This window comes from Aminobacter sp. Piv2-1, assembly GCF_037625995.1.
GTDB lineage: Bacteria > Pseudomonadota > Alphaproteobacteria > Rhizobiales > Rhizobiaceae > Aminobacter.
Map to the genome: position 1 here is coordinate 1 of NZ_JARKMU010000012.1, position 22,138 is coordinate 22,138.

Consider the following 22,138-nt stretch of genomic DNA (forward strand, 5'->3'; position numbering starts at 1 on the left):
GGTGCCGCCGCCGCGTCAAGCGTTGTCCTCGCTACGCTGCGGGAACGCTTGACCCGGACGTCTGTGTGCCAAGCTTACAAACGCCCCCGCTAAAGGACACTTCCGAGCACGTAACCTAAGCCGTTGCGGGTGGTGGTGAAGGTGCCGATATTTGCCATTGTCGTGTTCCTTTCGAAGTTCCGAGCCGCGCCCGTCGCGGTCTCGATGGCTGTCGAAAAGATCGGGAACGACCGGCACGCACCTGGAAGGCCGCAATGAAATGGAGGACGGCCGGGAGGAACTTTCTTGGTTCGTGAGGAATGCGAACGTCAGTTCGCAGGGGAAGAAAGTTCTGGACGGGCGTTGCGAAATGCCGGGCGAGGCAGAGCTGATTCCCGGTCAGACATGCCCCATCGAGGCCGCGCCAGGCGAGGCTCCAAGACATCGAGATGAAGGGAACATGACCATGGCGCCGGCCCCGGAGCCATTGCTATTCCGCGACATCCGTCGGGGGGATCAATCGCACGCTCGACGCTGGGGACGTTCACGGCAGGCCGCCACGCCTCCAACCGGGCTCTATTCGCTCGTTCTCGCGCGCGACGAGCAGTGCCGTGAGCAGTCGGCCGAAGCACATAACCATCGCCGCTACCGTCCTCCGCTGGTCAGCCAGCCTCGGCAAAATCCCGTCTTCGGCATCCGTTGGAGGTCCGCAGCCCGAGGCCCACGATATCCCGCGACCTGACGGCATTCGGAAAGATCGAAGACTGCCTAGACTCCGCACATGCCCTCGCATTCGTTCGGCCATAGGTCGAGTTGCCCGTGGTCGGACAGCGTCGACAGATCGGCTTCGTCAAGAGGGACGGCGGACCGATGGAGAAAGACCTCTCCCCGAATTCCACGCAAACCCGTCCTGATGGCTCGATCGACCTCGACCGCATCGGACCAGGCATCGGCATTATGATCGCGCATGGTACGCCAGCGCGCATTGTCGTGAAACGGACAGCCGATGCAGGCCGATTTCGGCGGTTCGGGGTAATCGTGGCGGCGCAGCCAGGCGAGGCAGTCCCGCCGGCTCATCCGCATCTCGATCAACGGCCAGCGGTTGACCTGCCAGGTTTCGCGGCTCGGCTTCACGCGCATGATCTCATCGCACGAGATTCCAATCCATTGCTCGACAACGGCATGGTCGGGCGAGCGCTTCCGGGCGAGCCCCGCAAGCTCCCTGACTTTCCGCCGGATCGGCACGATCTTGAAATCCGTGGTGCATTGACGCCGGATCATGCCGATGGAAACCGTGTCGCGTGTTGTGCGCCGTGTGGAGACCTCGACGAGTTCGCCGGCCGCATCCTCGTCTAATACGGGCACGGCGGATCCCATCGGGGTGACGGTTTTCGCGAACGCCGGAATCGATGCCCAGCGTTTACCCTTTGCCGCTCCCATGAGCTGATCACGTATGTTGCCCGCCGAAACGACATGGACGGGAAACGGCAGGACGTTGGGCGATCGCAGCCAGTCGAGATGGTCATAGACCGAATTCGGTTCCCAGCCAGTATCGGCGAATATGGCGCAATCGGGCATCGGACCGATCTCCCCATGGGCGGCCATCAGTGCCATCGTGGTCGATTGGACGCCGGCGCCGAGCGATAGCACGCGCAGCCGGATGGCGGAGGGCTCAATGCCCTCCGCAGCAGCATTCGAAAAGGAAAGCATCAGGCCGCCTCCAACCGTCCCGTGCCGGCGGCGGAGGGCTGCAGACCGTGCAGATAGGTCACGGCCCGTTGCGCATGGGCGGCGGCCTGAAAGATTGCCCTTCGGTCGTCGGATAGGACTCGCAACCAGCTCGCCAAGTAGGACGCATGGTCCGGCCGCGGTTCGAGCTCGGGGACGATACCGAGGTCCGCGCAAAGCAGTGCCGAGCCGATCTCGGCTACATATCCTGACAGTCAACCCGGTCGCGCTCTTCAGATATCCCGGGAGCGGATATCTAGGGGGTACTCAAAGAGCTGCAATGTTCAGCGAACAGTTGCTGAATGAGAGGTTTTCTGAAGAGAACCCGGCAGGGACATTGGTGTTAGCGCGTGGAGGCGAGGTCATTGCGAGCGTCGCGAATGATCGACCAAGCAGACTGGAGGAACAGTCCTGCCACAGCAAAGGCCACCACCAGGTCCGGCCAGGGCGAATTCAGCCACCAAACCAGACCAGCCGCCGCGACAACTGCAAGATTGCCGATCGCATCGTTGCGCGAGAACAGCCAGACTGCGCGCACATTGGCGTCGCCTTTGCGATGCGGGATCAGCACCACCGCCGCGAGAATGTTGACGATGCAGGCGACTATCGCGAACCCCGCCATAAGCGTGGTCTGCGGCTCATGCTCGATGAATATCCGGTAGAAGGTCGAGCCTATTACGCCGACGCCGAGCAGCGCGAGGAATATGCCCTGCAACAATGCCGCCTTGGCGCGAGCGGCGAGGCCCCAGCCCACCGCAATGAGGCCAAGGAAGGAAATCATGCCGTCGCCGACGAAGTCCAGAGCATCGGCCTGGAGCGCCTGTGAACCGGCGAGGAAGCTACCGACAATCTCCACCACGCCATAACCGACGTTGAGCAGAACCACGATCCACAGCGCGCGCTTGTAAGCCGGGGTGACATGCGACAGATCGGGAATTCGGTCATCGTCGTCTCCCTCGGCGGCGTCGCCTTCCGGGCCCAGGCGGTCGAGCTGATAGCCAAGACTGGTAACCGCTGTTTCCACCGCCGGCAGGCGTCGTGCCGGGTCGTCCACGTCGAGGGTCATGATCTGCGAGGCAATCGACACCTTGACGTCGGCGACGCCTTCCACCTTACGCGCCGCGCCTTCCACTTTGGCGGCACACTTGGCGCAGTCCATGCCGGTGACGAAGTAGCGAACAGTGTTGGCGGCGGTCATGAGATACTTCCTCGATTAGTCATTGAGTGCGTGCTACAACCCGTAGGCACTACAGGAGCAAGAAAAAAATGCAGATCGGTGAACTGGCCCGCGTTTCCGGCGTCCATCTCGAAACCATCCGTTACTATGAACGCGAAGGCGTCCTGCCGCGCCCAGCGCGTCTTGCCAACGGCCGGCGCGTCTACAGCAGCGCCGATACCCGCCGACTGGGATTCATCCGTCATGCCCGCGAGCTCGGTTTTGATCTCACCCAAGTCCGCGCGCTGCTGGCCTTACAGGAGGAGCCAGAGGCGTCATGCACCGAGGCTAGTCGCATGGCCCAGACCCAACTTGATTCCGTCGAGAGCCGCATAGCCCGTCTGATGGTGCTTCGCGAGGAACTGCGTCGCATGATCGCTGAATGCCGCGATGGAGCCGTGGCCGAGTGTCGCGTTATCGAAGCGCTCACCGAGCCGGCACCTGTCCTTCCGGCGTAACCGGCAGGGCTCTTTTGTGCGCTGTCGCGTGATGAGTAGTGAGTATGCGTTGGCGTGACGGCTCGGAGATTGGTTTGCCTTCTAGAAAGTCGTCGATCTCGTCGTATGTGACGCCGTAGGCGTCCTCATCTGGGCGCAAGGGGGCGTTGGATTCGAGGTCGGCTGTAGGCACCTTGAACACCAGTTCGTGCGGGGCGCCGAGCTGGCTGGCAATCGCCCGCACCCGGCGCTTGGTGAGGCCGGCGAGCGGCAGGATGTCAGCTGCCCCATCGCCGAATTTAGTGAAAAACCCCATCAGAGCCTCCGCCGCATGGTCGGTGCCAATCACCAGACCACCAACGGCGCCGGCCAAGGCGTACTGCGCGATCATCCGCTCACGGGCTTTGATGTTGCCGTGGTGGAAGTCCTGCCGCGCAGCGTCAAACAAATCTGCTGCCTCGCGGCGCACTTCAGCGAGCATTGCATCGGCGGCTGGTTTGACGTTAACAGTTACGGTGCGATCTGGACGGATGACGGAAATAGCTTTTTGGGCGTCGGCTTCGTCAGCCTGGGTGCCGTAGGGCAGTCGCACGGCGATAAATGTGGCCTCGTGTCCGTGATCGCGCAGGCGCCGTACGGCCGCTTGGGCAAGCAGGCCCGCAGTGAGGCTGTCCACACCCCCGCTGATCCCGAGGACATAGGCGCGCATTGCTGACGCCCGCAAATAGTCGGCCAAAAAAATTATTCTCCGCTCCGTCTCCGCACGAACGTCGAAGACGGGGGATACGCCGAGTGTTCGTATGATATCAGCTTGTGGATTCAGCACGATGAATTGCTCCAGTTCTTAGCACGGGAATGTCAACTTTATGGGATAGTTCCCCACTAGCGGTCTACACTTGCTTTTTAGTCCCAGTTATTCCAGATGCATCACGCTGCGCCCTTGAGGCGACTCTGCTGTGCATGCATCCAGTCGGCCGCCTGCTGCGCCTTGCTGGCGGCGGTGAAGATGGCCTTGGGGTCATCCTTTAGAACCTTGAGCCACGAGCTTATGTATGCGGCATGATCGGGACGTGGATGGTGGGCGATGCCCAGATCCGCCAGAACGAGCCCGCTGAGAATCTCCACGCAGCATTCCTCAGCGGCATAAGCAGCCGATCCAAAGCGCGCGGAAAGATCACGGCCGAGCCTGTGCTTGGCACCACTAGCGTGACCGTTCTCGTGCAGCCAGACTCCATAGTATGACGCGGCGTCGCGGAACGAAGTGAACGGCGGCATGAATACGGTATCGACCGACGGGCGGTAATAGGCTTCCGACCTGCCGAATTCAGTCTTGATGCCCAGGTTGGCGATGAACGCTTCCGCATGGGCGAGACGTTCGGCCTCGGCCAGCATGGGTGTTGCCGGACGCGCGTAACCGTCGACCTGCGCGACATTGAAGACGGAGAATGCACGGGCGAACATCCGCCGCCGTCCGTCATCGTCGTCCTCATTATCGGTCTGCCGGGAAACCTGGATCTCCCTCCACAACACCACTGTGGTGGAGCGTTCTCCTTCACGCACCTGCGCGCCGGCATCCTGCCATTGCTTATAGGTGCCCCACAGGCCGTCGCCATATCCGGCGGCAAAGCCCGCGGCCCAGAGTGCCAGCGTGTTTATGCCGCGATAGCGCTTGCCAGATGAGACGTTGGTCGGACGCGCAATGCTGGTCCCGTTGTGGAACCAGGGCGCACGCCATTCGCCGGCGCCTTGCTCGATGGCGGAAATGATCTCGGCCGTGACGCGGGAATAGACGTCGGCGCGCTGGACAGAGGTAGATGTGCTGGACATTTGGGAAACTCCTCGGCCGGCGGCGCGAGCCTCTCTCGCCCCTTCAACCGACCGCCCAACTCCAGCTGTCCTCTTCCTCTCCCGCCGCCCGCTCGGGCGGCTGTTCCTGATTTTTTGCCTTGTCATGATCATTGCTCCTTCTCCGCCGGGGTCAGTCCCGGCGTCGGAGCAGCGGACTGCGATGCTCAGGTGCGGCCGCGCACTCAGAGAGCCGAAGCGTAAGCGAAGGACGGCGATCAGCCGTTGCGCGGATGCGCCGGGCATCGCGCGCTCCGACCACGCCGGGCGGGCCACGGACGCAGGAGCACACCAGGCTCCGCTCAGGAGCCGGGCGCGGATTGATCCTTGTCGATGTTGTTGAGAACCGTCTTTGCTCGCTCAAGGTCCTGCTGAAGGATACTTCGTTGAAGCTGGGAGAGCCGCTTCTCCTTCAACAGGCTTGCGGCTTCCTCTGCCGAACGAGCCCATGCGGGCCGGTGTCTGGCAGTGATGCAGGCATTTGGACAAAGGGTCGGCTGGCAAAGCGCGGTCAGTGGGCCTTTGGCCCCAGTGGCCTGCTTCAGGCAGGCGGCCGTGCCTGGATCGAAGAAGCAATCGGCCAGCACACCGACATGCAATGTCCGCGCAAGGCTCGCGAGCATGGTCCGGAGCCGGGCTCGGTCAGCGACCATTGCCGGAAGCGGACCGAGGTCGTCCGATATGTTGTCGAGCGTCTTCGCTATACGTGCTGCTGCGGGTCCGGACAGCGTGGCTCCGGTCTGACGCTCATCGAAATAGGTCAGCAGATCGTCGAGTTGGCCGAGGGTGCGCTGGGTCTCCACTTCCGCACGAAAGCCAGATCGGCTGGAGCCGGCATAGCCTTCGAAAGCGGCGACGGAGGCATGCTTATACTGGATCATTCCAGCGATGGTGCCGAAGGGGCGGTTAGCAATGTGCCATGCGATCGTTCGTCTGAACTGTCGTGTTGTGATGCGCCAAGGCTTGCCCTCGGGACCATTTGGAATCGCGGGTTGGTCAGGCGTGCCGAAAAGGTCATTGAGATGGTCACGGAAATGATTGAGCTGACGGACGATCTCGGCCGATAGGTGATCCTTGCAGACCGATTTGGCGGCGAGCACTGGCCAGAGGGTTGAAAGTCCGCGCGCGGATGCGGCTCGGAGGGATAAGCGTTCCAGAGCCTCGACAGCTTTCGCTACAGGCTCGATGGTGGTCCAATCGGCCGGCTCACCCTGACTTGACTTGCCCTTGTAGGCGACGGATCGGATGCGATGGCGCATGATCATGCCGTCTTCGCTGCGCGTCAGGGAAAGACATCCGCGCTGCATCGCCTGGACCTCGCAGTCCCGCATGCCAGTCAGATAGGCGCACAGGATATAGGCCGCCGATTGCAGCATCCTCTCCTCCTTGGCGAGAGCCTTGACGTCGAAGCGAGGTCGCCATGGCTTGCCGGTATCCGACAGGATCGAGATTGGCGTATCCATTCCGCCGGCCTCCACACCCAGTTCGCGCACCGCAGCCCTGATCTGGCGAGGCGCACCATTGGTGGTCAGTTGAATGTGCATGCTTGGCTCAGCCTGGGCATCGATGCCGATATGCAGGTGAAGCAGATGCGAGTTGACCGGTGGCAATACAACTCCGGTCTTTGGATGCCGCAGGAACGTGCCGTTGTGCGCGGTCGCCCAGATTGGAACCCCGCGACCCTCGCTGCGAAGGCGATCGAAGTAATCCGCGAGGCGCTTGCGGTGTTGTTCTCGACGATGTTTGCGCTCGAGACCGCGATCGGCCTCTATGAGGGCCGCGCAACGTGCTTCGAGGCGGTCCATCTCCTCGCGCGCACCGAAGATATCGGAAGCAAACTCAGTGACATACCGGATCGACCAGGCCAGCAGCGGCGATATGATCGCTTCGGGAATGCGCGGCGTCCGGTTCTCGCGGACGTGACGATAGCCCGCGACGCGAGCTGGTGCACTTCCGGTCCACGGCTGAAATGACAAGCCACCGGAGGGAAGATGGTCCCGAAAGGTATAGAGATCGGCCGGGACCTCCAGCAAGTGAGCGACAATGATGGGCCGACGGCTGCGATCAGCCTCGAGATGGCGGGCATAGCGATCCAGAAGCGGCTGGCCAACCCGCCGAAGTTCGACCACACCGAGTTCATCACGCACGAACTCGAAGAAGCGTCGTGCGCGGTTGAAGACCTGCCGGACACTGCCGGGAGGAAGTATCTTGCGGTGACCCGGCATGTCGACGTTGAGCCGGGCATAGAGGAGTTCACGCAGCGCCTCGCGGACACTCAGATCCTCGACCGACCCGAAATGCACGGTGACGTGACAGCGGCGGGCGTTCTCGCGAAACACGGCTGGTCCGAGATCCCAGCTCGGATCGCCATATCGCGAAAGCGCTTCCCGCGCGAACCCCGGCTTTAATGGGGCGGACGCAAGAACTGGGCGCAGATCGAGTTGTTGGGAGGAAGCTGCTGGCGACAATCCCCTCATTGCCGGGCCTCCGGCGGGAGATAAAGGGTGTGTACTTCCGCCTCACGGCGGGCTGCGGCAACCATGTTCTCGGAAAATGCAGGGAGAATCTGTTCGGCGATGCGAGCATGGGCGCGGCCAAACTTCATCGCCCAGTCTGAGGCGGAGAGACTGGCCCGCTGCTCCTCGATGAAATGCTGGAACGCGATGATCGCCGGCAGTTTGCGCGCGGTGATGACCGCATTGCGGCATTCGAGACAGCCCCAGAAAGGTTGCGGGCAAGGCGCTCCTGGCTCACCGAACGGGCTGCGGTCAAAACCAGAACATGCCGCCAGCCAAACGTCCTGTTCACCACGCAGGATACCATCGCGGTCATCACGCTCTTGGGAAGCGTCGTCGCTTAGACGCCAGGTATCCTCATCCGCAGGCGCCAGGATCACCGGACCGGCGGCTGCGGTGACCTCGGAAAAAGCCTCTGCTACAGTGGCTTCGTGAAGCGGCCGCAGCGAGGGAATGTCCGCATAGTGGCGAGCGGCGATCTCGGGTGTATGCCCGATCGCGAAGCGCGCCATATGGCCCTCGGTCTTCAGATACCAGAGCGCTTTGTGGGTCTTGCGCAGCCGAGAAAGCACAAGGCGAAGAGGCTCACCATCGTCATCAACAATCCCGTGTCCGCCGGTCCATCGATCAACGAGTTCATGTGGATGCGCGATACCCGCCCGGAGCTGCTTCCGCCCAGTATAGTAATAGAGCCAAAGGCAATCGCTCGACACAAACTGCCTTGTGAACGCAGTCACTTCGATCAGCTTGCGGACCAGACCACCCGGCGTCCCAATCCCCCCATCACGAACACGAATATGTTTATGCTCGGCGCCGCGGGCGCGTCGCTTGGTATAGGAGATCTCGATGGTCCCAGGCCCAGGGTTCTGGAGACAGTCGATCGTCAATGTCTTGCAGCATTCGATCTCCAGTCCGGTCTCCAGGGAAAGGAAGGTCAGGAGGGGCGGAATGTCGAAGGCACGCAGATGGAAACGTGCATGGAGATCTTCGGCCAAGCTCGATACCGGCAGATCGCGACGTAGCCTCATGAAATAGAGGCTTTTGAAGGCGGGGTCGCCACTGCTGAGCCTGCCCGAGACAACGATCCGGGCGTTGGCTTCGTCGGTCACTCTGCGAAGGTTGGGATAGTCATCGTCTTCATCGAGCGGCTTTCCGATCCGTCTGAAAATCTTGGCGATGTCAGCGCGTGCCGCGTCGCGAAGCTGCCTTGCGACAAACGGGCTGTAAGCGTCACGCGGTTGAGATCGGCCGGCCGATAGTGCGCTGGTATAGCTCAGGCGTCGGCGGACCCCTTCATCGAGAAGACCAGGTTGGTCGGCGTCGATCGAGCGGAGGGCGAGGATGGCCTTGGCGAGAACGGTGTGCCGGTGGATCGGCTTCATTCCACCGGCTTCGAGGAATTGCTCATATCCATCGATATCGTCAGCGCGCAGATCGGCGGGCGTCTTTGCCGTGGAATGCTCGCGCAGATATGTGAAAAACCGGAGGTAAGCCTGCAAGTGCTGTTTGATCGTGCTCCGCGCGCCCAGCGAGCCACCAAGCTCGGACTGCCGGCGCAGAGCTCCTGCAAAAGCGATGGCGAAGGGTCGCGGATGCACGCCGGTGAGGTCAACCTCAAGCGCCCCGCCGTAGCGCGCCTCGATGTTGAAGCGCAGACCGAGTACCTGATCGCTGACCTGCGGGGGAACAACGCCATCGGTTGGCGCAAAACGCACCGCGGTTCCCTTGCGTGGGCGCCCCGTCACAGCGTAGTCTCCGAGGGGAGCAGTCCCAGGAGTTCCTCGACGGCCGCATCGACTGTATCGGCGCGCGCCGCGATGTGGTCGAGGTAGATGTAGGTCGTCGTCAAGCTGGCATGGCCGAGAAGCCGTTGCACCTGCTGGAGAGGATCACCGAGCACCTGCCGGTATCCCTCCATCGGTCCCGCAGGTAGCGTAGCATCGCGGAGGCGGTGCTGAATGAGCATCGCCAGCATGTGAACAGCAAAGGTGTGGCGGAGCTGGTGCGGACTGATGCTGATATCGAAACCGAAAGATCTGCACCGGCTGGAAGCGCGGGCGAAAATGACTTCCCAGGAGTTCGGCTGCACCGGCATGCCGATCTCCGAAAGCCACAATACCGCCGGTTCGCTCCTTGTGCCGTCGCTGTCGCAGATAATGACCCGGCAGCGCTCCTCGGGGCCGAGCAGGTCGAGTGTAATATCGCCGCCGTCAAACAATCGCAGTCGGGCAGCGTGCTGCTCCCGGTGAACGAAGATCGGTCGGTCGATCGATTGCCACCCTGAGCGCCGCTGAAACTTCGCGACGGCAAGAGCACGTTCGACATCGACATAGGCGCGCACCTGTTCGAGCAGACGAGCGGGAACGAGAATCTGACGGCCACGATCGCCCTTGGTTTGGGCATCCGGCAGGTCGACCCAAATCTGACGGCCCGGGCGCTCATCAGGCAAAACAAGATCGGAAGCGAAGAGAGACGACGCTTCTTCTAGCCTGAGCCCTGTGGTCACCACGAGATCGGAAAACAGCGCATTGCGAACGCCGTTGCGATCTCGGGCACCGGGGCGTGTGCGGCCGTCAGGCAAAAGCGCTCTGAGGCCGACATCCCGAAACCGCCGATAGTCGTCGAGCGTGACGAAACTGACGTCCGCTCGACGCACGGCGGGTTCATAAGCATCGTTCCGTGCCGCAATCTGCGCCCGCCGCCCAGCGTATCCCTGCCTCCAGACCGAGCGATGCGTGAAAGGTGCTTCCGCAATTAGTCCTTCCTGCACGCCCCAGCGATATAGCCGATCGAGGCAGGCGACGGCGCGATTCCAGGAAGCAGCGGAGATGCGTTGTCCGGCGTCGGCGCGGCGGCGAATGCGGTGATAGGCAAGGACATCATGCCGGTCGGCTTGCCATATCGTCTTCGCGCAGGCTTCCGAAAGAAAGCGAGCCCAGACAAGAACGTCGTAGCCATAGGCACGAAGGGAATGGCGGGAGCGAACGCCGTTGAAAGGAAGGTCACGGAAAAAGCGATCCAGATCAGGATCATATAGCGCCCCGTCCCGGAGGATCATTGGGACATGGGCGTCAAGGCCCTCCGCTGATCTGCGCTCCTGAATGGTAATGCTTGAAACTGCGATCACATTGTCCACGAGTTGTTCAACCTTCCCCCGGACCCCCATCCGGGGAGCCAGCTTCAACGAAGGAGTTCAACTTGCCCGGCGCTATCCAGGCCGGCCTCCGCCAGCTATGTGGGAGCGCTGCGGCCGGCCTGGATAACGCCTCCGACAGTCCTGTTGCATCGACGTCAGCAGGAGACTGGGAGTCGGTGCAGACTGTCAAGATAAGGCGATGAGCTCTTCGCGCGCCCGCTCGCTGCGGTCCTTGCTGTAGCGGCTAAGATCGCGGTTCACCCGATGTCGCGCTGCCGTCCAGTGGGTGGCCTCGTGACTGAGCGTCGCCGCATAGGCGGCCGCATCGCGGAACATCTCGAACGGCGGCATCTGGATGTAGTCGGTGGCGGGCGCATAGAATGCGTGATTGCCGCCATGGCGGATCACCGCACCGGTGTTGGCGAAGAAGCGGTCGGCGTGATCGATGCGCGCGATTGGATCGCGGGCCGGCTCGGCTACGTGGCCATAGTAGTGATCCGGCAGACCGTCGATCTGGGCGATGTTGAAGACGCTGTAGCCCTTGAGAAACGGAATCTCTCGGTCGAACTCCTCGCCGGTGGCGTCGGTCTCGGTCTTGGTGAAGCGGCTGGCGAAGACGACGAGCGAGCCGGTTTCGCCCTTGCGCACGGCGCCGCCGAGCTCGAGCGCCTGCTTGAAGGTCATCCAGATCGGCGCGGCGTAGCCGCGCGTGATCGCCTCCGACCACAACAGCAGCACGTTCATGCCGCTATAAGGCAGGCCGTTATGCCGTAACGGACGCGTAACGCGGCCGATGGCGTTGCCGGCCCGCCAGGGCTGCATCCAGGGGCGCACCCCCTTCTCCAGATCCGCGACGATGCGCTCGGTGATGCGCGCATAGATATCGATGCGCGGTCCGTTTCCTTCTTTCCTGCTCATTTCCATCAACCTCCATTCGGGAGGCCGCGCCGATCGCGGCCCCGTCACGAGGTCCGCACGGGCGGAGCAGGAAGGTGGGCCGCGCACCCGAAGGGCCGCAGCAAAGCGGAGGACGGCAACGCCGTTGCGCTGACCGGCTGGCTCCGCCAGGACCGCGGGGAGGACGGGGCCGCGATCGGGCGAGAAGAAGAGGAAGGCGGCGCACTGCGCCGCCTGACTGCGGTCGGGAGGAAGGTCGGTTCAGTGCACCGACCGGCCGCCGCTGTATGGGTCGTACTCAAAGAGAATCTCGACGTCGGCGTCATCGAGTTCGTCGGCCGGCAGGATCCCGTTATCCTGACTCTGTGTTCTGTCTTACCGCTGTGACGTTCGCAGCACACGATCAACGTTGACGACATTCCCCTTCGCTTGAGGTGAGGCGATGCGATTTTCCCGCCGGGACGGGCTCGAGCCCGTCCCGGCGGGAAAATCGCGGCCGAGGAGAACAGGATGCCCCAGCTCTTCTTCACGGATCTTTCGACGCTGCGGCAGTCTGTTACGGTTGATGGCGTCGTCCACAGGCTGTCGGTGGATGAAGTCGCAGCCGCCGAGAAGCTGAACCTCGTGGACGGCATGCCGTTCATTCTTGGCGATGACGACAGCTACGATCACGACCTGAACCGGTTCTTTCGAGCTTGCCCCACGTTGGGGGTTCGTTCGCCCAACAGCTTGCGCGCCTATGGTTGGGATATCCTGATCTGGATGCGCTTTCTTGCCGAGCGCCGAGACAACAGAGCCCTCTGGGCGGCTGATCGGCACGATGTCGCAGCCTTCCATGCGGCGCGACGTCTGGCGCTTCCTCCGGCGCGCATCTCGGCCGCGAGCTGGAACCGGTCGGTAGCAGCGCTCGACAAGCTTTACCGATGGGCTCTTGAAGAGGGAATGATCGCCAAATCGCCTTTCACCTATCGGCAATCATGGCGACGGACGAACGGCGGCGGGGCCATAGCGGTCGCTGCCAATGTTGCCACCGAGCGCGGCGCACGGACACGCGATATCCGGTTCCTTTCCCTGGATCGGTATCTCCTGTTTCGCGAGATCGGCTTGCGTGGTCGTCTTCCAGACGGGAGCGAGGATCCCACCTGGCAGGGCCGCAACAGCGAGCGCAATGCGTTGTTCGCCGAATTGCTCGTCACGACGGGCCTGCGGCTCCAGGAAGCGGCAAGTCTGCTCTGGATCGAGTTCCCGAGGACGGAGCCGGTCGGTGCATTGAGGAGCCGATCTTTCCGACTGGCGCCGGCCATTGCCAAGGGTAGCAAGGGGCGCGAGATCCGCTTGCCCGAGCGCGTGCTGAAGCGTCTGCATGAATACGCGGCGTTGGAACGGACCAATGTCCTCATGCGCCTTTCGCAACCGCGCAATAGGTCAATCGAACATCCGATCCGTGTCGTCAGCCACGATCGGGGAAGGCTCCTTCTGGAAAAGGACACAGTTCGAGCCAGTGTCGACGTGCTGGCGCCGCGCGAACGCAGCCGCTTGGTATGGGCGGAAACATCCGAACCATTGTGTCTTTGGCTGGCGGAAGGGGCGCGGCCCATGCCCCCGGCCGCTTGGGAGGTGGTCTTCCGGAGGGCAAGCGTACGGTGCAGGCGGTTCGGGATCGACCTCGACGTCACTCCGCACATGATGCGCCACACCTTTGCGGTTCATATGCTGTCGCTGCTCGTGCGTGAACAGATCGGATGGGTACTCGACGAACGCCGATCCCATATCGGCGCGGCGTACCGCCGCTTGATTGGCGATCCTCTTCTGAAGTTGCAGCGTTTGCTGGGCCATAGCCGCATCGAAAGCACTCACATCTACCTGGATTGCATGGAAGAAAGCCAGGAAATGATCGACGCTGCGGTCGAGGCCTGGGAACTGCGCGTTAATGCTGGTGGACCCCTGTGATGAAACGCGGTCGTCGTGCCACCTTCCCAGTTGGAATCGAATTGTTCGACACTCAAGAGGAAAATCCGCAAAATCCGCTCGTCTTCGTCCTTCGGACGGAAGATGCCGGGAGGATCGACGTCAATCTGTCTTCCTGGCCGCTGACGGCGCTGACCCATGAGGTTGCGCCATTCCTGCAGGAGTATCTCCACCGGATGGGGCCGGCACCACTCTGGAAAACCGCAGGCACCTTTATCCGCCGTCTGCGGCGGTTCTGGCTGTTCCTGGAAGGGGCGTCGGTAAAACCTCGTCGTCTCGACGACTTAACTCCGGCGGTAATCAATGCCTATGAGGACTGGCTGGAGCAGAACGGCGGCGAGCGACCCAATCAGCGCAATGTGCTCGGTGCTCTGATCGGGGTGCTGCGCGTCGCCGCCGAGCTCAATCCTGAAAGGCTTCCGCCCGAAACACTGTTGCGCCTGAAATACATCGGTCACGGCGAGCACGGCGTCTCAAAGCCGCGCGATGCCTACAGTGGGAGGATTGCCTCGACGTTGCTGCAGGCAGCGATGCGCCAGATCATCGAGGCTCGCGACCGGATAGCGACGGGCGAGGCTCTGCCTCCCCCACTTCTGGATGTAGGCCGTGATCCAGAATTGCGCCGTCGCTATGACCTAGTGGTCGAACAGATTGTGACGGCGGGAGTAGTCGCCGGGGAAGGCGCGCTGTTCGACAATCTGCGCTACCACGCTCATAGATGCGGGCTCGAGCCGCCTCCGGTCGAGGAACTGCATGCCGGCTTCCATCTGACCCGGTACGATGTCGTCGGCTTCCTCGTCTGGCTGTCCTTGACGACCGGCATGGAGATCGAAGCGCTGCGTGGGCTTGAGGCTGACTGCTTGCGCAATCCCAACCGGGGTTATGTCGAGATCGAGTATCGAAAGCGGCGCGCGCATCATGCCCAGTGGAAGCGCTTGCGTGTCCGCGATGGCGGACGGGAGACGCCCGGAGCCGTCCTGCGGCTGGCGATCAAGCTGACGGAAAAGGCTCGGCAGCACACTGGATCGAGCAAGCTCTGGATCACCTGGAAGCCGGGGCGCCTGTCGTCGCCGAAAAAGCTGGGGACCTGCGTGGCCGCGTTTGTCGAGAAGTACGGAATCGTCGATGACGCCGGAAAATCGCTGGCGCTCAATCTCTCCAGGCTGCGCAAGACCCAGAAGGCTGACTGGTATAAGCGGACCGGAGGGCAGTTGGAGAACTTTGCCGTCGGCCACACGGTAGCGGTGGCGGCCAACCATTATGCCGACATCCCCGCCCTTCGGCATCTGCATGAGCAGACGATAGTCGAGGCACTGACCGACGCGATGGCGCCGGCTCTGCGACCTTGGATCGTTGTGCCCGCGGATGAAGCCCGGCTGCGAACCTCAGCCGACGCGACCGGGCTGCCGGTGCCGTCGGAAAAGATCGGCCCGCTCCTGGACGGAGAGCAGGATCTTTGGCTGGCGGCGTGCAGCAACTTCCGCGTCAGCCCTTTCGGTCGGGAAGGCGAAGCCTGTCCGACGCCGTTCTGGGGGTGCCTGGAATGCTCCAACGCGGTCATTACCGCACGGAAACTACCGGCGCTGATCGCGTTCCAGGCGTTCATGGACGAGCTGCGGGAGGCGTTGCCTTCTGGCGACTGGAACGAGAAATTCGATCGGCCATACCGCAGGATCACGGAGCAAATTCTGCCGATGTTCCCGTCCTCCGTCGTCGGAGGCGCACGGGTTGAGGCGGCAGAATCCTCGGCGCGGTTGCTCTATCTTCCGCCGGAGGCTTACGGCTCATGACCACTACCTCTCCTTTGAACGATGAGCGTGCCGTCTCACGCCTCAGGGTCGATGACGACATCGTTTTGGCTTCGATGCCTCTCAGGGATGGTACCGACCGAGCGGCGCTCTCGCGGTTCGGCGATGATGTCTGGGATATGGCGCCGGCGATGTTCAACATGGCCAGAAAGGCCTTTCGAACGGTCGACTTCGGCGTGATCCCCTGCGCGGCAGAGCGGTTGCTTGCGAAGGAATACATCTATGCCTGGATGAATGAACGGCGCGCCGACGGTGAGCCGCGGTTGCGGCCAGTCTCCGGCCATACTGCGCTTGCGACGCTGCGCCGGTTCCTGGACTTCGTGCGCTCGCGGATCGGCAAGCTCGATCTGGCAAACGTCGATCAGGATTTGATCGATGCATACGCGACCCATCACCGGGCGCGGCCGATCACGCCGGGGCGCGTGGGTGTGTGCCTCAGGCCCATCGTCCAGCTTCATCGCCTGGCGCCCTATCTGACGTGCGGTGGCATCACCTTCACCCCGTGGCGCGGCCGACCGGTCTATCGGGCAACCGGCCAGGGAACGCGCTGTTCGGAAAACCGGACCGCGCGCATCCCGGAGCCGGTCATCGGCGCAATGCTGCGATGGGCCTTGAAATATGTCGAGCACCTCTGCGACGACATCTTCACTGCCCGGGCTGAAGCCGATGCACTGAACAGCCGGTTCGCAGCACGCTCGCGCGCCCGCCACACGCGGCCCGCGGTAATGCTGGCCTCCTGGATCGACAAGCGTCGCGAGGAAGGAAGAGGCATTCCTGTCTGGGAAAGACCTCTTTCGATCGGGGGGCTGACCGGCAGATTGTCGCGGGGCGGCAGGTTTGATGGCGAGGTCATCAATCTGAAGCTCCTGACGATGCAATGCGGGCTGCATCTCACCACCGTCCACAAAGATCCGGCCCTGTTGTCGATGGTTCATGATGCTGTCGACGAGCTTGGGTTCGAGGTGGGCGGGATGGACACGCCGATCTCCCCGGATCCCGACACGGGGCGACCGTGGCGGGAGCGCTTCGATGCCATCAGCCTGGCGCGGGAAGAACGGCACCTGCAGACGGCCGCCTATATCGTGTGTTGCTATCTGACGGGCATGCGCGACGGTGAGGTGCAGTCGCTGCGATCCGGCTGCCTGAAACGGAATCTCGACCGGGACGGGCGAACAGAAAGGCTGGCGATCGAGGGCGTGACCTGGAAGGATCGCGGCGCTCGCGGCGAACAGGTCGAATGGATCACCATCGAGGCCGCCGTCCAGGCGATCCGGGTTGCCGAGCGTCTTTCGGAACGATTCCGCCGGAATGCGGGGACAGAGCGGCTATGGCTTGCCCTTGACGACCGCGAGACGAACAATGCCGAGACGCCGATACTCATCGCCAAGAAGATCAACCAATTCCGAGAACATCTCGATGAGCGATATGGCGCGGACGATAGTCCTGTGATCCCCCGAGTGGGAGAAGACGTCTGGCGCTTCAACACCCGTCAGTTCAGGCGAACGCTGGCCTGGTACATCGCGAACCGGCCCTTCGGGGTTGTCGCCGGCAAAATCCAGTACAAGCACGCCTCCGTGGCCATGTTCAACGGCTATGCCGGCTCGTCCGCATCCGGCTTCAGGCAGGAGGTCGAACAGGAACTGGCGCTCGGACAACTCGACGACATCATCGACTACTTCGAAAACCATCGACGCGGTCACGGTCCAGGCGGACCCGCCGGTAAGCGCGTCGGCGTGGAACTGGAGCGGGTCGGCCGCGAACTCGGCCCGCTTCCGGGGCAACTGGCCGATCGCAAGCGCCTGAAGGCGATGCTGGCGCATCTGGCGCGCACGCTGCATGTCGGATATCTGAACGACTGCTTCTTCGACCCATTGACGGCGCTCTGCCTGCGGGAGTCTGAGAAACCTTCAGCCTCGGTGCCGGTCCTGTCGCGATGCGCGCCCGACCGATGTCCCAACGCCTGCCTCGTCGAGCGACATCTCCCGCCATGGGAAGCCTCCATTGCACAGGCGGAGGATCTTCTCGCCGACAAGCGTCTCTCCCCGCTGCAACGCGAAGCGCTGCGCCTGGACAACGACAGAAAACGCAGGCTCATCGCGCCGTTGAAGGAACGCACATCATGAAGCCGGTCAGTGCAGCCACGGAACAGGCGCTTCGTGAGGCGATGGCGCGCCTCCTTTATGGGTGCCCCCGCGTGGCTGATGGCAGGCTGACGGTTGTGAATCTGGCCATCGAGGCAGGTGTCAGTCGCGCGACCGCGAACCGCGCTTCCGAGGTGCTGGAAGCCTTCCGCCATGCAGTTGCCGAGTCGAGAGCCCGGCGCAACGCGACGGATCGGCCGGCGGGGACGGCCCGGGCCGAACAGGAGCGGCGCGCCGTCGAAACCGTGCTCGCCCAGCATCGTCAAGTCCGCGCGCTGTGCCAGCTTATGGAACGGCGGCGCGATAACCGCACCGCCGACGTCATACCGATCATCGGCAGGAAACGCCCTTGACGCCGATTGTGCTCACCCGGCGCAGCAGGAGAGTTTGGCGATGTCCTTGCCGAACGAAAGTGCTGCGAGCTTCAGCCCCTCGACCGTGGTGAGGTAAGGAAAGATCGTGTCCGCGAGGTCATCGACGGTGAGACCCTGGCGGATCGCGAGAGCCGCGGTCTGAATGCTGTCGGCACCTTCCGGCGCGAGGATGTGGGCGCCGAGCAAACGACCGCCAGCAGCATCGGCCACGAGCTTGATAAGCCCACGAGTGTCGCGGGCGGCGAGTGCGCGCGGCACCTGATCGAGACCGATCGTCGAAACGCGGATCTCATGCCCGGCCGCACGCGCCGCCGCCTCGGTGAGACCTACGCTTGCGACCTGCGGATCGGTGAAGACGATAGCGGGCATGGCGCTGTTATCGTAGCGCAGGCTGTCGCCATTGAGGGCGTTCTTGGCGGCGAGCTTGGCGCCATAGGCGGCCATGTAGACGAACTGGTCGCGGCCGGTGACGTCGCCGGCGGCATAGACGCCAGCCTTGGTCGTGCGCATGCGGTCGTCGACCACGATGCCGCCCTTCGCCGAGACGGTGATCCCGTGCTCGGCCAGCCCAAGGCCTTCGATGTTGGGCGTGCGGCCCGTGGTGATCAGCACCTGATCGGCGTCGATCTGGACATCGTGACCGTCACGCGTGACGGTCAGTGACGCTCGGCCCTCGGTTTTGCGGATCGCGCGGTAAGCGATGCCGGAGATAACGGTGATGCCTTCATCCTCGAAATACCCCGTGAGCGCCGCGCCGATCTCGGGCTCGGCCTCGGGGAGCAGTCGGGACCGGCAGACGAGGGTCACCTTGACGCCGGCACGGGCGAACATCTGGGCGAGCTCCGCGCCGATATAACCGCCGCCGATCACCAGCAGCGATCGCGGCAGTTCCTCGAGGTCGAGCGCCGTCGTACTGGTGAGATACGGTACGGTCTCGAGGCCAGGAATAGCAGGAACTGCCGGCCGCGCGCCGGTTGCGATAATGATCTTGCCAGCGGCAATACGCGCGCCGTCAACTTCGACACCGCCGTCGAGGAGGCGAGCCGGCCCGTCGCGATAGGCGATACCATTGTACGCGGGGAGCAGGTCCGCGTATTTGGCCTGGCGCAGCCCAGACACGAGCGTGTCCTTCTGACGAACGGTTCCGCGCCAGTCTGTCAGTTCGGCTTCAGCAGTAATGCCGGCAAAACGTGCCGCCACGCGAGCGTTATGAAGCGTCTCGGCCGCGCGGATCAGGGTCTTCGACGGCACGCAGCCGACATTGACGCAGGTGCCGCCGATGGTGCCACTGCCGATGAGCGCCACCTGTGCGCCCTGATCGGCGGCCGTGATCGAGGCCGAGAAGCCGGCCGAGCCGGCGCCGATGACGACGAGATCGTAAGCGCCTCCATTGCGACCGTTTGTGCGCAAGGGTCGGTTGGCGACCACCAGGCTCTTCGACGCCACATCGAGACCAGCGAGGCTCGGCCCGAACAGAGCACGGCCGGCTTCCAGTCCTTCCTCGATCGACAGCCGGAAACCTGGCTCGTCGGTGGAACGTTCGTCGCGCCAGGCGGAAAGATGCTCGTCCGAGCAGAAAAAAGCGGTCGTCGCGCAGAGCGAGCTCGCGGCGCAGCCGCCTTCATAACGGACGCTCTGCCACATGACGGCCGACTGTGGCTCGACGTCGGCGAGTGCCCGCCCTCGGTCCTGCGTGGTGATCCGGATCAGTGCGCCGCAATGGCCGCAGGGCGAGGCGATCGCGGTGTCGCGATCGGTCATGGCACCGATGCCCAGCGCGTCGACCGCGCACATTGCATTCAGCGTGCGTCCGTCCAGAGTGACCCGATGGCCGGTGTTATGATCGCTGAACGGATAGGCGCCGACGATCAGCTCGCCATCGAGAACGACGAGGTCGCGCCGGCGGAGCTCGTCGAGCAGTGGCCGGATGACCATCTCACTGAGTTTTGTACGCTCCGCAAGCGCGCTTATGGTCGGGGCACCCCCGTGGTCGGCGTAGAGTCGGAGCAACGCAACACGCACCCTGTCGGTGGCGGGATCGTAACCGCTCCAGCGATTGAGCACGTGGTCGGACCCGACCATCGCCTGCAGAGCGTTCTTGACCACAGGCGACGTGACCGCCGACCAATCCGGAAACGTTACGCCCGGTCGAACGGCAAAGCTCGCCAGTGTCGCGGGCTGAGAAACGGCCGGGTTGTCCCGGGAGGAGGTTGCACAGCAATCGTTCATGGCTTCACGCCTTCCTTGCGAATCTTCGTCTCATAGGCCGTGGCTCTTGCCCGGCGATGATGGGGCCCCCACGCGCCGAAGCCGAAGCCCGCGACGATCAGGGGAAGCACCACTGCACCCACACCTGTCAGCCACGTGCCAAGACCCGCCAGAGACAGGCCGACGGCGAGGAGCGGCGCCGCGCAGCAGATCGCGGCGAGGACGGCGCCAACGGCACCTGCGCGGATTACGGCGCGATCAGTCATCTAGCTGCCTTGCTGCGTCGGGTGGGCCGGATAACCAGCATTCATGCTGGCGGCTGCGATGGCATCGGTGCTCGTCTTAGCGTCGTCGAAGGTCACGGTCGCGGACTTCGCCTCGAAGGAGACGGTCACCTTCGCGACACCGGGGATTGCCGCCATCGTGGTCTTCACGATGTAGGGGCACGAGGCGCAGGTCATGTTGTCGACGGCAAACGTCACAGTGCGTTCGGCGGCGAAGGCGGCAGGCGCAGTCATCACCGACGCGATCAAAGTGAAAGCGCTCAAACTCTTCCTCATGGGGTAGTCTCCTCTTGGTGTCAGGCGGAAAGCAGCAGCGGCGCGACGTAGTCGAAGGCGAAAGCAGCGGCGACGAGTACGGTCGCGAACCAGAGCGCGATCTGAACGAGGCGGCTGGGGACGGCGCGCGTGCAGGCAGCCCCATCGGCACAGGCCTGTCGCGGCTTCCAGTAGACAAGGTAGAAGCCGTAGCCGAGCATGCCCGCCGTTGCGGCGACAAACAGTGGCTTGTAGGGCGCAAGCGCCGTCAGATTGCCGATCCAGGCGCCGCCGATGCCGAGGCTGAACAGGACGAGCGGAATGATGCAACAGGACGAGGCGGCGATGGCGCCGAGTATGCCGCCGACGGCGACCAGGCGCTGTCGCCCGGCCTCGCTTCGCTCTGGCGTCGTCAGGTTTGCCGCAGTCGGTGCAACGTCTGCTGGTCCGTGTCGGGATGCATTCATGTTCGACCTCGCTCTTCTTGTCGAAAACCTATCCAGGCGCTAATGTGCGGTCTGTAGCAACTACAGGGTCAAGGGGTATTTTTGGATGCGCGATCACGCTGGCGTGAAAGGCCTCAAGCGCGCCGAACTCGCACAGCGCACAGGGTGCAATCTGGAGACGGTCCGCTATTACGAGAAGGTCGGCCTCCTGCCGGAGCCGCCGCGCACGGCGAGCGGCTATCGCAGCTACGACAGCACCCACGAGCGACGGCTTCGCTTCGTCTTGCGGGCGCGCGAGCTCGGCTTCTCCCTCGATGAAGTCCGTGAACTGCTGCGCCTCGTCGACGAGCGCGACCAGCCCTGCGCCGAGGCAAGCGCCGTTGCCGCCGCGCATCTCGACGACGTGCGTGAAAAGATCGCCGACCTGAAACGCATGGAGCGAGTGCTGAAGGACGTGGTGGCCCAATGCACAGAAGGCAATCGGCGGGAATGTCCGCTGATCGAGACGCTGTTCCGGGAGCCGGCGAGCTCAGCGAAATGCCAGTGAGACAGCTTGACTGTTCAGATAAACCGAGAATTCGTCGTCGACCTGGAAGAGGATGACCGGGGCCATGAGGGTGCGGGCGAGGTGCCAGGCGGCCTTCTGGGCGAGGATGAGATCGTTGGACATCTGAGGGCTCCATCTTGGAGCGGGCCAATTCCCGCTCGATGGCTCCGTCAGTGTGCGGCGGCGGGCGCGATCACCGCGAAGGCGTCAGCCGAGCGGCCGCAGCTTGCTAGCGGACCCCTCGCGGGTTGATCGTGGAAGATCCGCCGCCGCACCAGGAATGCCATCTCTGAAGAGCGGGATTGGGCAGCTCCAGGAGTCGTCTTCGCTGATCCACGATGAGCGCTGCGCCC

The 22,138-nt window shown here is 63.1% G+C and carries 18 protein-coding genes and 2 pseudogenes; 6 read left to right on the top strand and 14 right to left on the bottom strand.

From position 1 onward, the window contains the following. Positions 1 to 747: 747 nt before the first annotated feature. The 3 genes and pseudogenes from AmiPiv_RS20035 to AmiPiv_RS20045 all read right to left on the bottom strand — a co-directional run bounded on the left by AmiPiv_RS20035 (position 748) and on the right by AmiPiv_RS20045 (position 2,905). A complete protein-coding gene (locus AmiPiv_RS20035; protein WP_252928195.1) occupies positions 748 to 1,689 on the bottom strand; it encodes a hypothetical protein in 942 nt (313 codons plus the stop codon). After that, positions 1,689 to 1,910 (bottom strand): annotated as a pseudogene (locus tag AmiPiv_RS20040) (zincin-like metallopeptidase domain-containing protein); the annotation flags it as partial. The gene AmiPiv_RS20035 and the pseudogene AmiPiv_RS20040, both read right to left, overlap by 1 nt. 140 nt (positions 1,911 to 2,050) lie before the next feature. Next, complete coding sequence (locus tag AmiPiv_RS20045; protein ID WP_340040224.1) at positions 2,051 to 2,905, bottom strand: cation diffusion facilitator family transporter; 855 nt, start codon at positions 2,903 to 2,905, stop codon at positions 2,051 to 2,053. 68 nt (positions 2,906 to 2,973) lie between these two features. Between AmiPiv_RS20045 and AmiPiv_RS20050 the strand changes: the two genes are divergently transcribed. Then, a complete protein-coding gene (locus AmiPiv_RS20050; RefSeq protein WP_340040226.1) occupies positions 2,974 to 3,381 on the top strand; it encodes a MerR family transcriptional regulator in 408 nt (135 codons plus the stop codon). Here AmiPiv_RS20050 and nadE read toward each other — a convergent pair. From nadE to AmiPiv_RS20080, 6 genes and pseudogenes are all read right to left on the bottom strand, one after another. Then, positions 3,350 to 4,189: an ammonia-dependent NAD(+) synthetase gene (gene nadE, locus AmiPiv_RS20055; RefSeq protein ID WP_340040455.1), complete on the bottom strand. Its 840-nt coding sequence runs from the start codon at positions 4,187 to 4,189 to the stop codon at positions 3,350 to 3,352. The two genes, AmiPiv_RS20050 and nadE, sit on opposite strands and share 32 nt — an antisense overlap. 98 nt (positions 4,190 to 4,287) lie before the next feature. Beyond that, entirely contained in the window at positions 4,288 to 5,187 is a 900-nt protein-coding gene (locus tag AmiPiv_RS20060; protein WP_340040228.1) for an ArdC family protein, read from the bottom strand. Between the two features lie 320 nt (positions 5,188 to 5,507). Further along, a complete protein-coding gene (locus tag AmiPiv_RS20065; RefSeq protein ID WP_340040230.1) occupies positions 5,508 to 7,682 on the bottom strand; it encodes an integrase in 2,175 nt (724 codons plus the stop codon). Continuing rightward, positions 7,679 to 9,466 carry a hypothetical protein gene (locus AmiPiv_RS20070; RefSeq protein ID WP_340040232.1) on the bottom strand — a complete coding sequence of 596 codons (1,788 nt, stop codon included), beginning with the start codon at positions 9,464 to 9,466 and terminating at the stop codon, positions 7,679 to 7,681. The genes AmiPiv_RS20065 and AmiPiv_RS20070 overlap by 4 nt, the downstream gene beginning before the upstream one ends. Next, positions 9,463 to 10,887 (bottom strand): tyrosine-type recombinase/integrase, encoded by a 1,425-nt coding sequence (locus tag AmiPiv_RS20075; protein ID WP_340040457.1) that lies wholly within the window; start codon positions 10,885 to 10,887, stop codon positions 9,463 to 9,465. Before AmiPiv_RS20075 ends, AmiPiv_RS20070 begins: the two co-directional genes overlap by 4 nt. A 165-nt stretch (positions 10,888 to 11,052) precedes the next feature. After that, positions 11,053 to 11,775 (bottom strand): annotated as a pseudogene (locus AmiPiv_RS20080) (ArdC family protein); the annotation flags it as partial. Positions 11,776 to 12,264: 489 nt separating this feature from the next. Between AmiPiv_RS20080 and AmiPiv_RS20085 the strand changes: the two are divergent. Genes AmiPiv_RS20085 through AmiPiv_RS20100 form a run of 4 tightly spaced genes read left to right on the top strand, consistent with a single transcriptional unit; the run spans position 12,265 to position 18,024 of the window. Then, a complete protein-coding gene (locus AmiPiv_RS20085; protein WP_012092607.1) occupies positions 12,265 to 13,704 on the top strand; it encodes a tyrosine-type recombinase/integrase in 1,440 nt (479 codons plus the stop codon). Continuing rightward, positions 13,704 to 15,512 (top strand): hypothetical protein, encoded by a 1,809-nt coding sequence (locus AmiPiv_RS20090; RefSeq protein WP_012092606.1) that lies wholly within the window; start codon positions 13,704 to 13,706, stop codon positions 15,510 to 15,512. Before AmiPiv_RS20085 ends, AmiPiv_RS20090 begins: the two co-directional genes overlap by 1 nt. Next, positions 15,509 to 17,653 (top strand): hypothetical protein, encoded by a 2,145-nt coding sequence (locus AmiPiv_RS20095; protein ID WP_015647726.1) that lies wholly within the window; start codon positions 15,509 to 15,511, stop codon positions 17,651 to 17,653. Before AmiPiv_RS20090 ends, AmiPiv_RS20095 begins: the two co-directional genes overlap by 4 nt. Beyond that, positions 17,650 to 18,024 (top strand): hypothetical protein, encoded by a 375-nt coding sequence (locus AmiPiv_RS20100; RefSeq protein WP_012092604.1) that lies wholly within the window; start codon positions 17,650 to 17,652, stop codon positions 18,022 to 18,024. The genes AmiPiv_RS20095 and AmiPiv_RS20100 overlap by 4 nt, the downstream gene beginning before the upstream one ends. Positions 18,025 to 18,036: 12 nt before the next feature. On the opposite strand, the gene merBA is transcribed toward AmiPiv_RS20100, so the two are convergent. Genes merBA through AmiPiv_RS20120 form a run of 4 tightly spaced genes read right to left on the bottom strand, consistent with a single transcriptional unit; the run spans position 18,037 to position 21,259 of the window. Further along, positions 18,037 to 20,274 carry a bifunctional organomercurial lyase/mercury(II) reductase MerBA gene (merBA, locus tag AmiPiv_RS20105; RefSeq protein WP_012092603.1) on the bottom strand — a complete coding sequence of 746 codons (2,238 nt, stop codon included), beginning with the start codon at positions 20,272 to 20,274 and terminating at the stop codon, positions 18,037 to 18,039. Further along, the gene (locus tag AmiPiv_RS20110; RefSeq protein WP_012092602.1) at positions 20,271 to 20,519 is read right to left on the bottom strand and encodes a hypothetical protein; all 249 of its coding nucleotides are present in this window, start codon (positions 20,517 to 20,519) and stop codon (positions 20,271 to 20,273) included. The genes merBA and AmiPiv_RS20110 overlap by 4 nt, the downstream gene beginning before the upstream one ends. After that, positions 20,520 to 20,813, bottom strand: a complete 294-nt coding sequence (locus AmiPiv_RS20115) for a heavy-metal-associated domain-containing protein (RefSeq protein ID WP_012092601.1) — start codon at positions 20,811 to 20,813, stop codon at positions 20,520 to 20,522. A gap of 20 nt (positions 20,814 to 20,833) precedes the next feature. Next, positions 20,834 to 21,259: a mercuric transporter MerT family protein gene (locus tag AmiPiv_RS20120; protein WP_012092600.1), complete on the bottom strand. Its 426-nt coding sequence runs from the start codon at positions 21,257 to 21,259 to the stop codon at positions 20,834 to 20,836. Between the two features lie 85 nt (positions 21,260 to 21,344). On the opposite strand from AmiPiv_RS20120, the gene AmiPiv_RS20125 reads away from it, so the two are divergent. Then, positions 21,345 to 21,785 (top strand): MerR family transcriptional regulator, encoded by a 441-nt coding sequence (locus AmiPiv_RS20125; RefSeq protein WP_012092599.1) that lies wholly within the window; start codon positions 21,345 to 21,347, stop codon positions 21,783 to 21,785. On the opposite strand, the gene AmiPiv_RS20130 is transcribed toward AmiPiv_RS20125, so the two are convergent. Further along, positions 21,768 to 21,908 (bottom strand): hypothetical protein, encoded by a 141-nt coding sequence (locus AmiPiv_RS20130; protein WP_340040473.1) that lies wholly within the window; start codon positions 21,906 to 21,908, stop codon positions 21,768 to 21,770. The two genes, AmiPiv_RS20125 and AmiPiv_RS20130, sit on opposite strands and share 18 nt — an antisense overlap. Positions 21,909 to 22,138 lie beyond the last annotated feature (230 nt).

Coding starts and splice junctions, on each gene's coding strand:
- AmiPiv_RS20035 (WP_252928195.1), bottom strand. CDS start 1,689: ATGCTTTCCTTTTCGAATGCTGCTGCGGAGGGCATTGAGCCCTCCGCC.
- AmiPiv_RS20045 (WP_340040224.1), bottom strand. CDS start 2,905: ATGACCGCCGCCAACACTGTTCGCTACTTCGTCACCGGCATGGACTGC.
- AmiPiv_RS20050 (WP_340040226.1), top strand. CDS start 2,974: ATGCAGATCGGTGAACTGGCCCGCGTTTCCGGCGTCCATCTCGAAACC.
- AmiPiv_RS20060 (WP_340040228.1), bottom strand. CDS start 5,187: ATGTCCAGCACATCTACCTCTGTCCAGCGCGCCGACGTCTATTCCCGC.
- AmiPiv_RS20065 (WP_340040230.1), bottom strand. CDS start 7,682: ATGAGGGGATTGTCGCCAGCAGCTTCCTCCCAACAACTCGATCTGCGC.
- AmiPiv_RS20075 (WP_340040457.1), bottom strand. CDS start 10,887: ATGGGGGTCCGGGGGAAGGTTGAACAACTCGTGGACAATGTGATCGCA.
- AmiPiv_RS20085 (WP_012092607.1), top strand. CDS start 12,265: ATGCCCCAGCTCTTCTTCACGGATCTTTCGACGCTGCGGCAGTCTGTT.
- AmiPiv_RS20090 (WP_012092606.1), top strand. CDS start 13,704: ATGAAACGCGGTCGTCGTGCCACCTTCCCAGTTGGAATCGAATTGTTC.
- AmiPiv_RS20095 (WP_015647726.1), top strand. CDS start 15,509: ATGACCACTACCTCTCCTTTGAACGATGAGCGTGCCGTCTCACGCCTC.
- AmiPiv_RS20100 (WP_012092604.1), top strand. CDS start 17,650: ATGAAGCCGGTCAGTGCAGCCACGGAACAGGCGCTTCGTGAGGCGATG.
- merBA (WP_012092603.1), bottom strand. CDS start 20,274: ATGAACGATTGCTGTGCAACCTCCTCCCGGGACAACCCGGCCGTTTCT.
- AmiPiv_RS20110 (WP_012092602.1), bottom strand. CDS start 20,519: ATGACTGATCGCGCCGTAATCCGCGCAGGTGCCGTTGGCGCCGTCCTC.
- AmiPiv_RS20115 (WP_012092601.1), bottom strand. CDS start 20,813: ATGAGGAAGAGTTTGAGCGCTTTCACTTTGATCGCGTCGGTGATGACT.
- AmiPiv_RS20120 (WP_012092600.1), bottom strand. CDS start 21,259: ATGAATGCATCCCGACACGGACCAGCAGACGTTGCACCGACTGCGGCA.
- AmiPiv_RS20125 (WP_012092599.1), top strand. CDS start 21,345: ATGCGCGATCACGCTGGCGTGAAAGGCCTCAAGCGCGCCGAACTCGCA.
- AmiPiv_RS20130 (WP_340040473.1), bottom strand. CDS start 21,908: ATGTCCAACGATCTCATCCTCGCCCAGAAGGCCGCCTGGCACCTCGCC.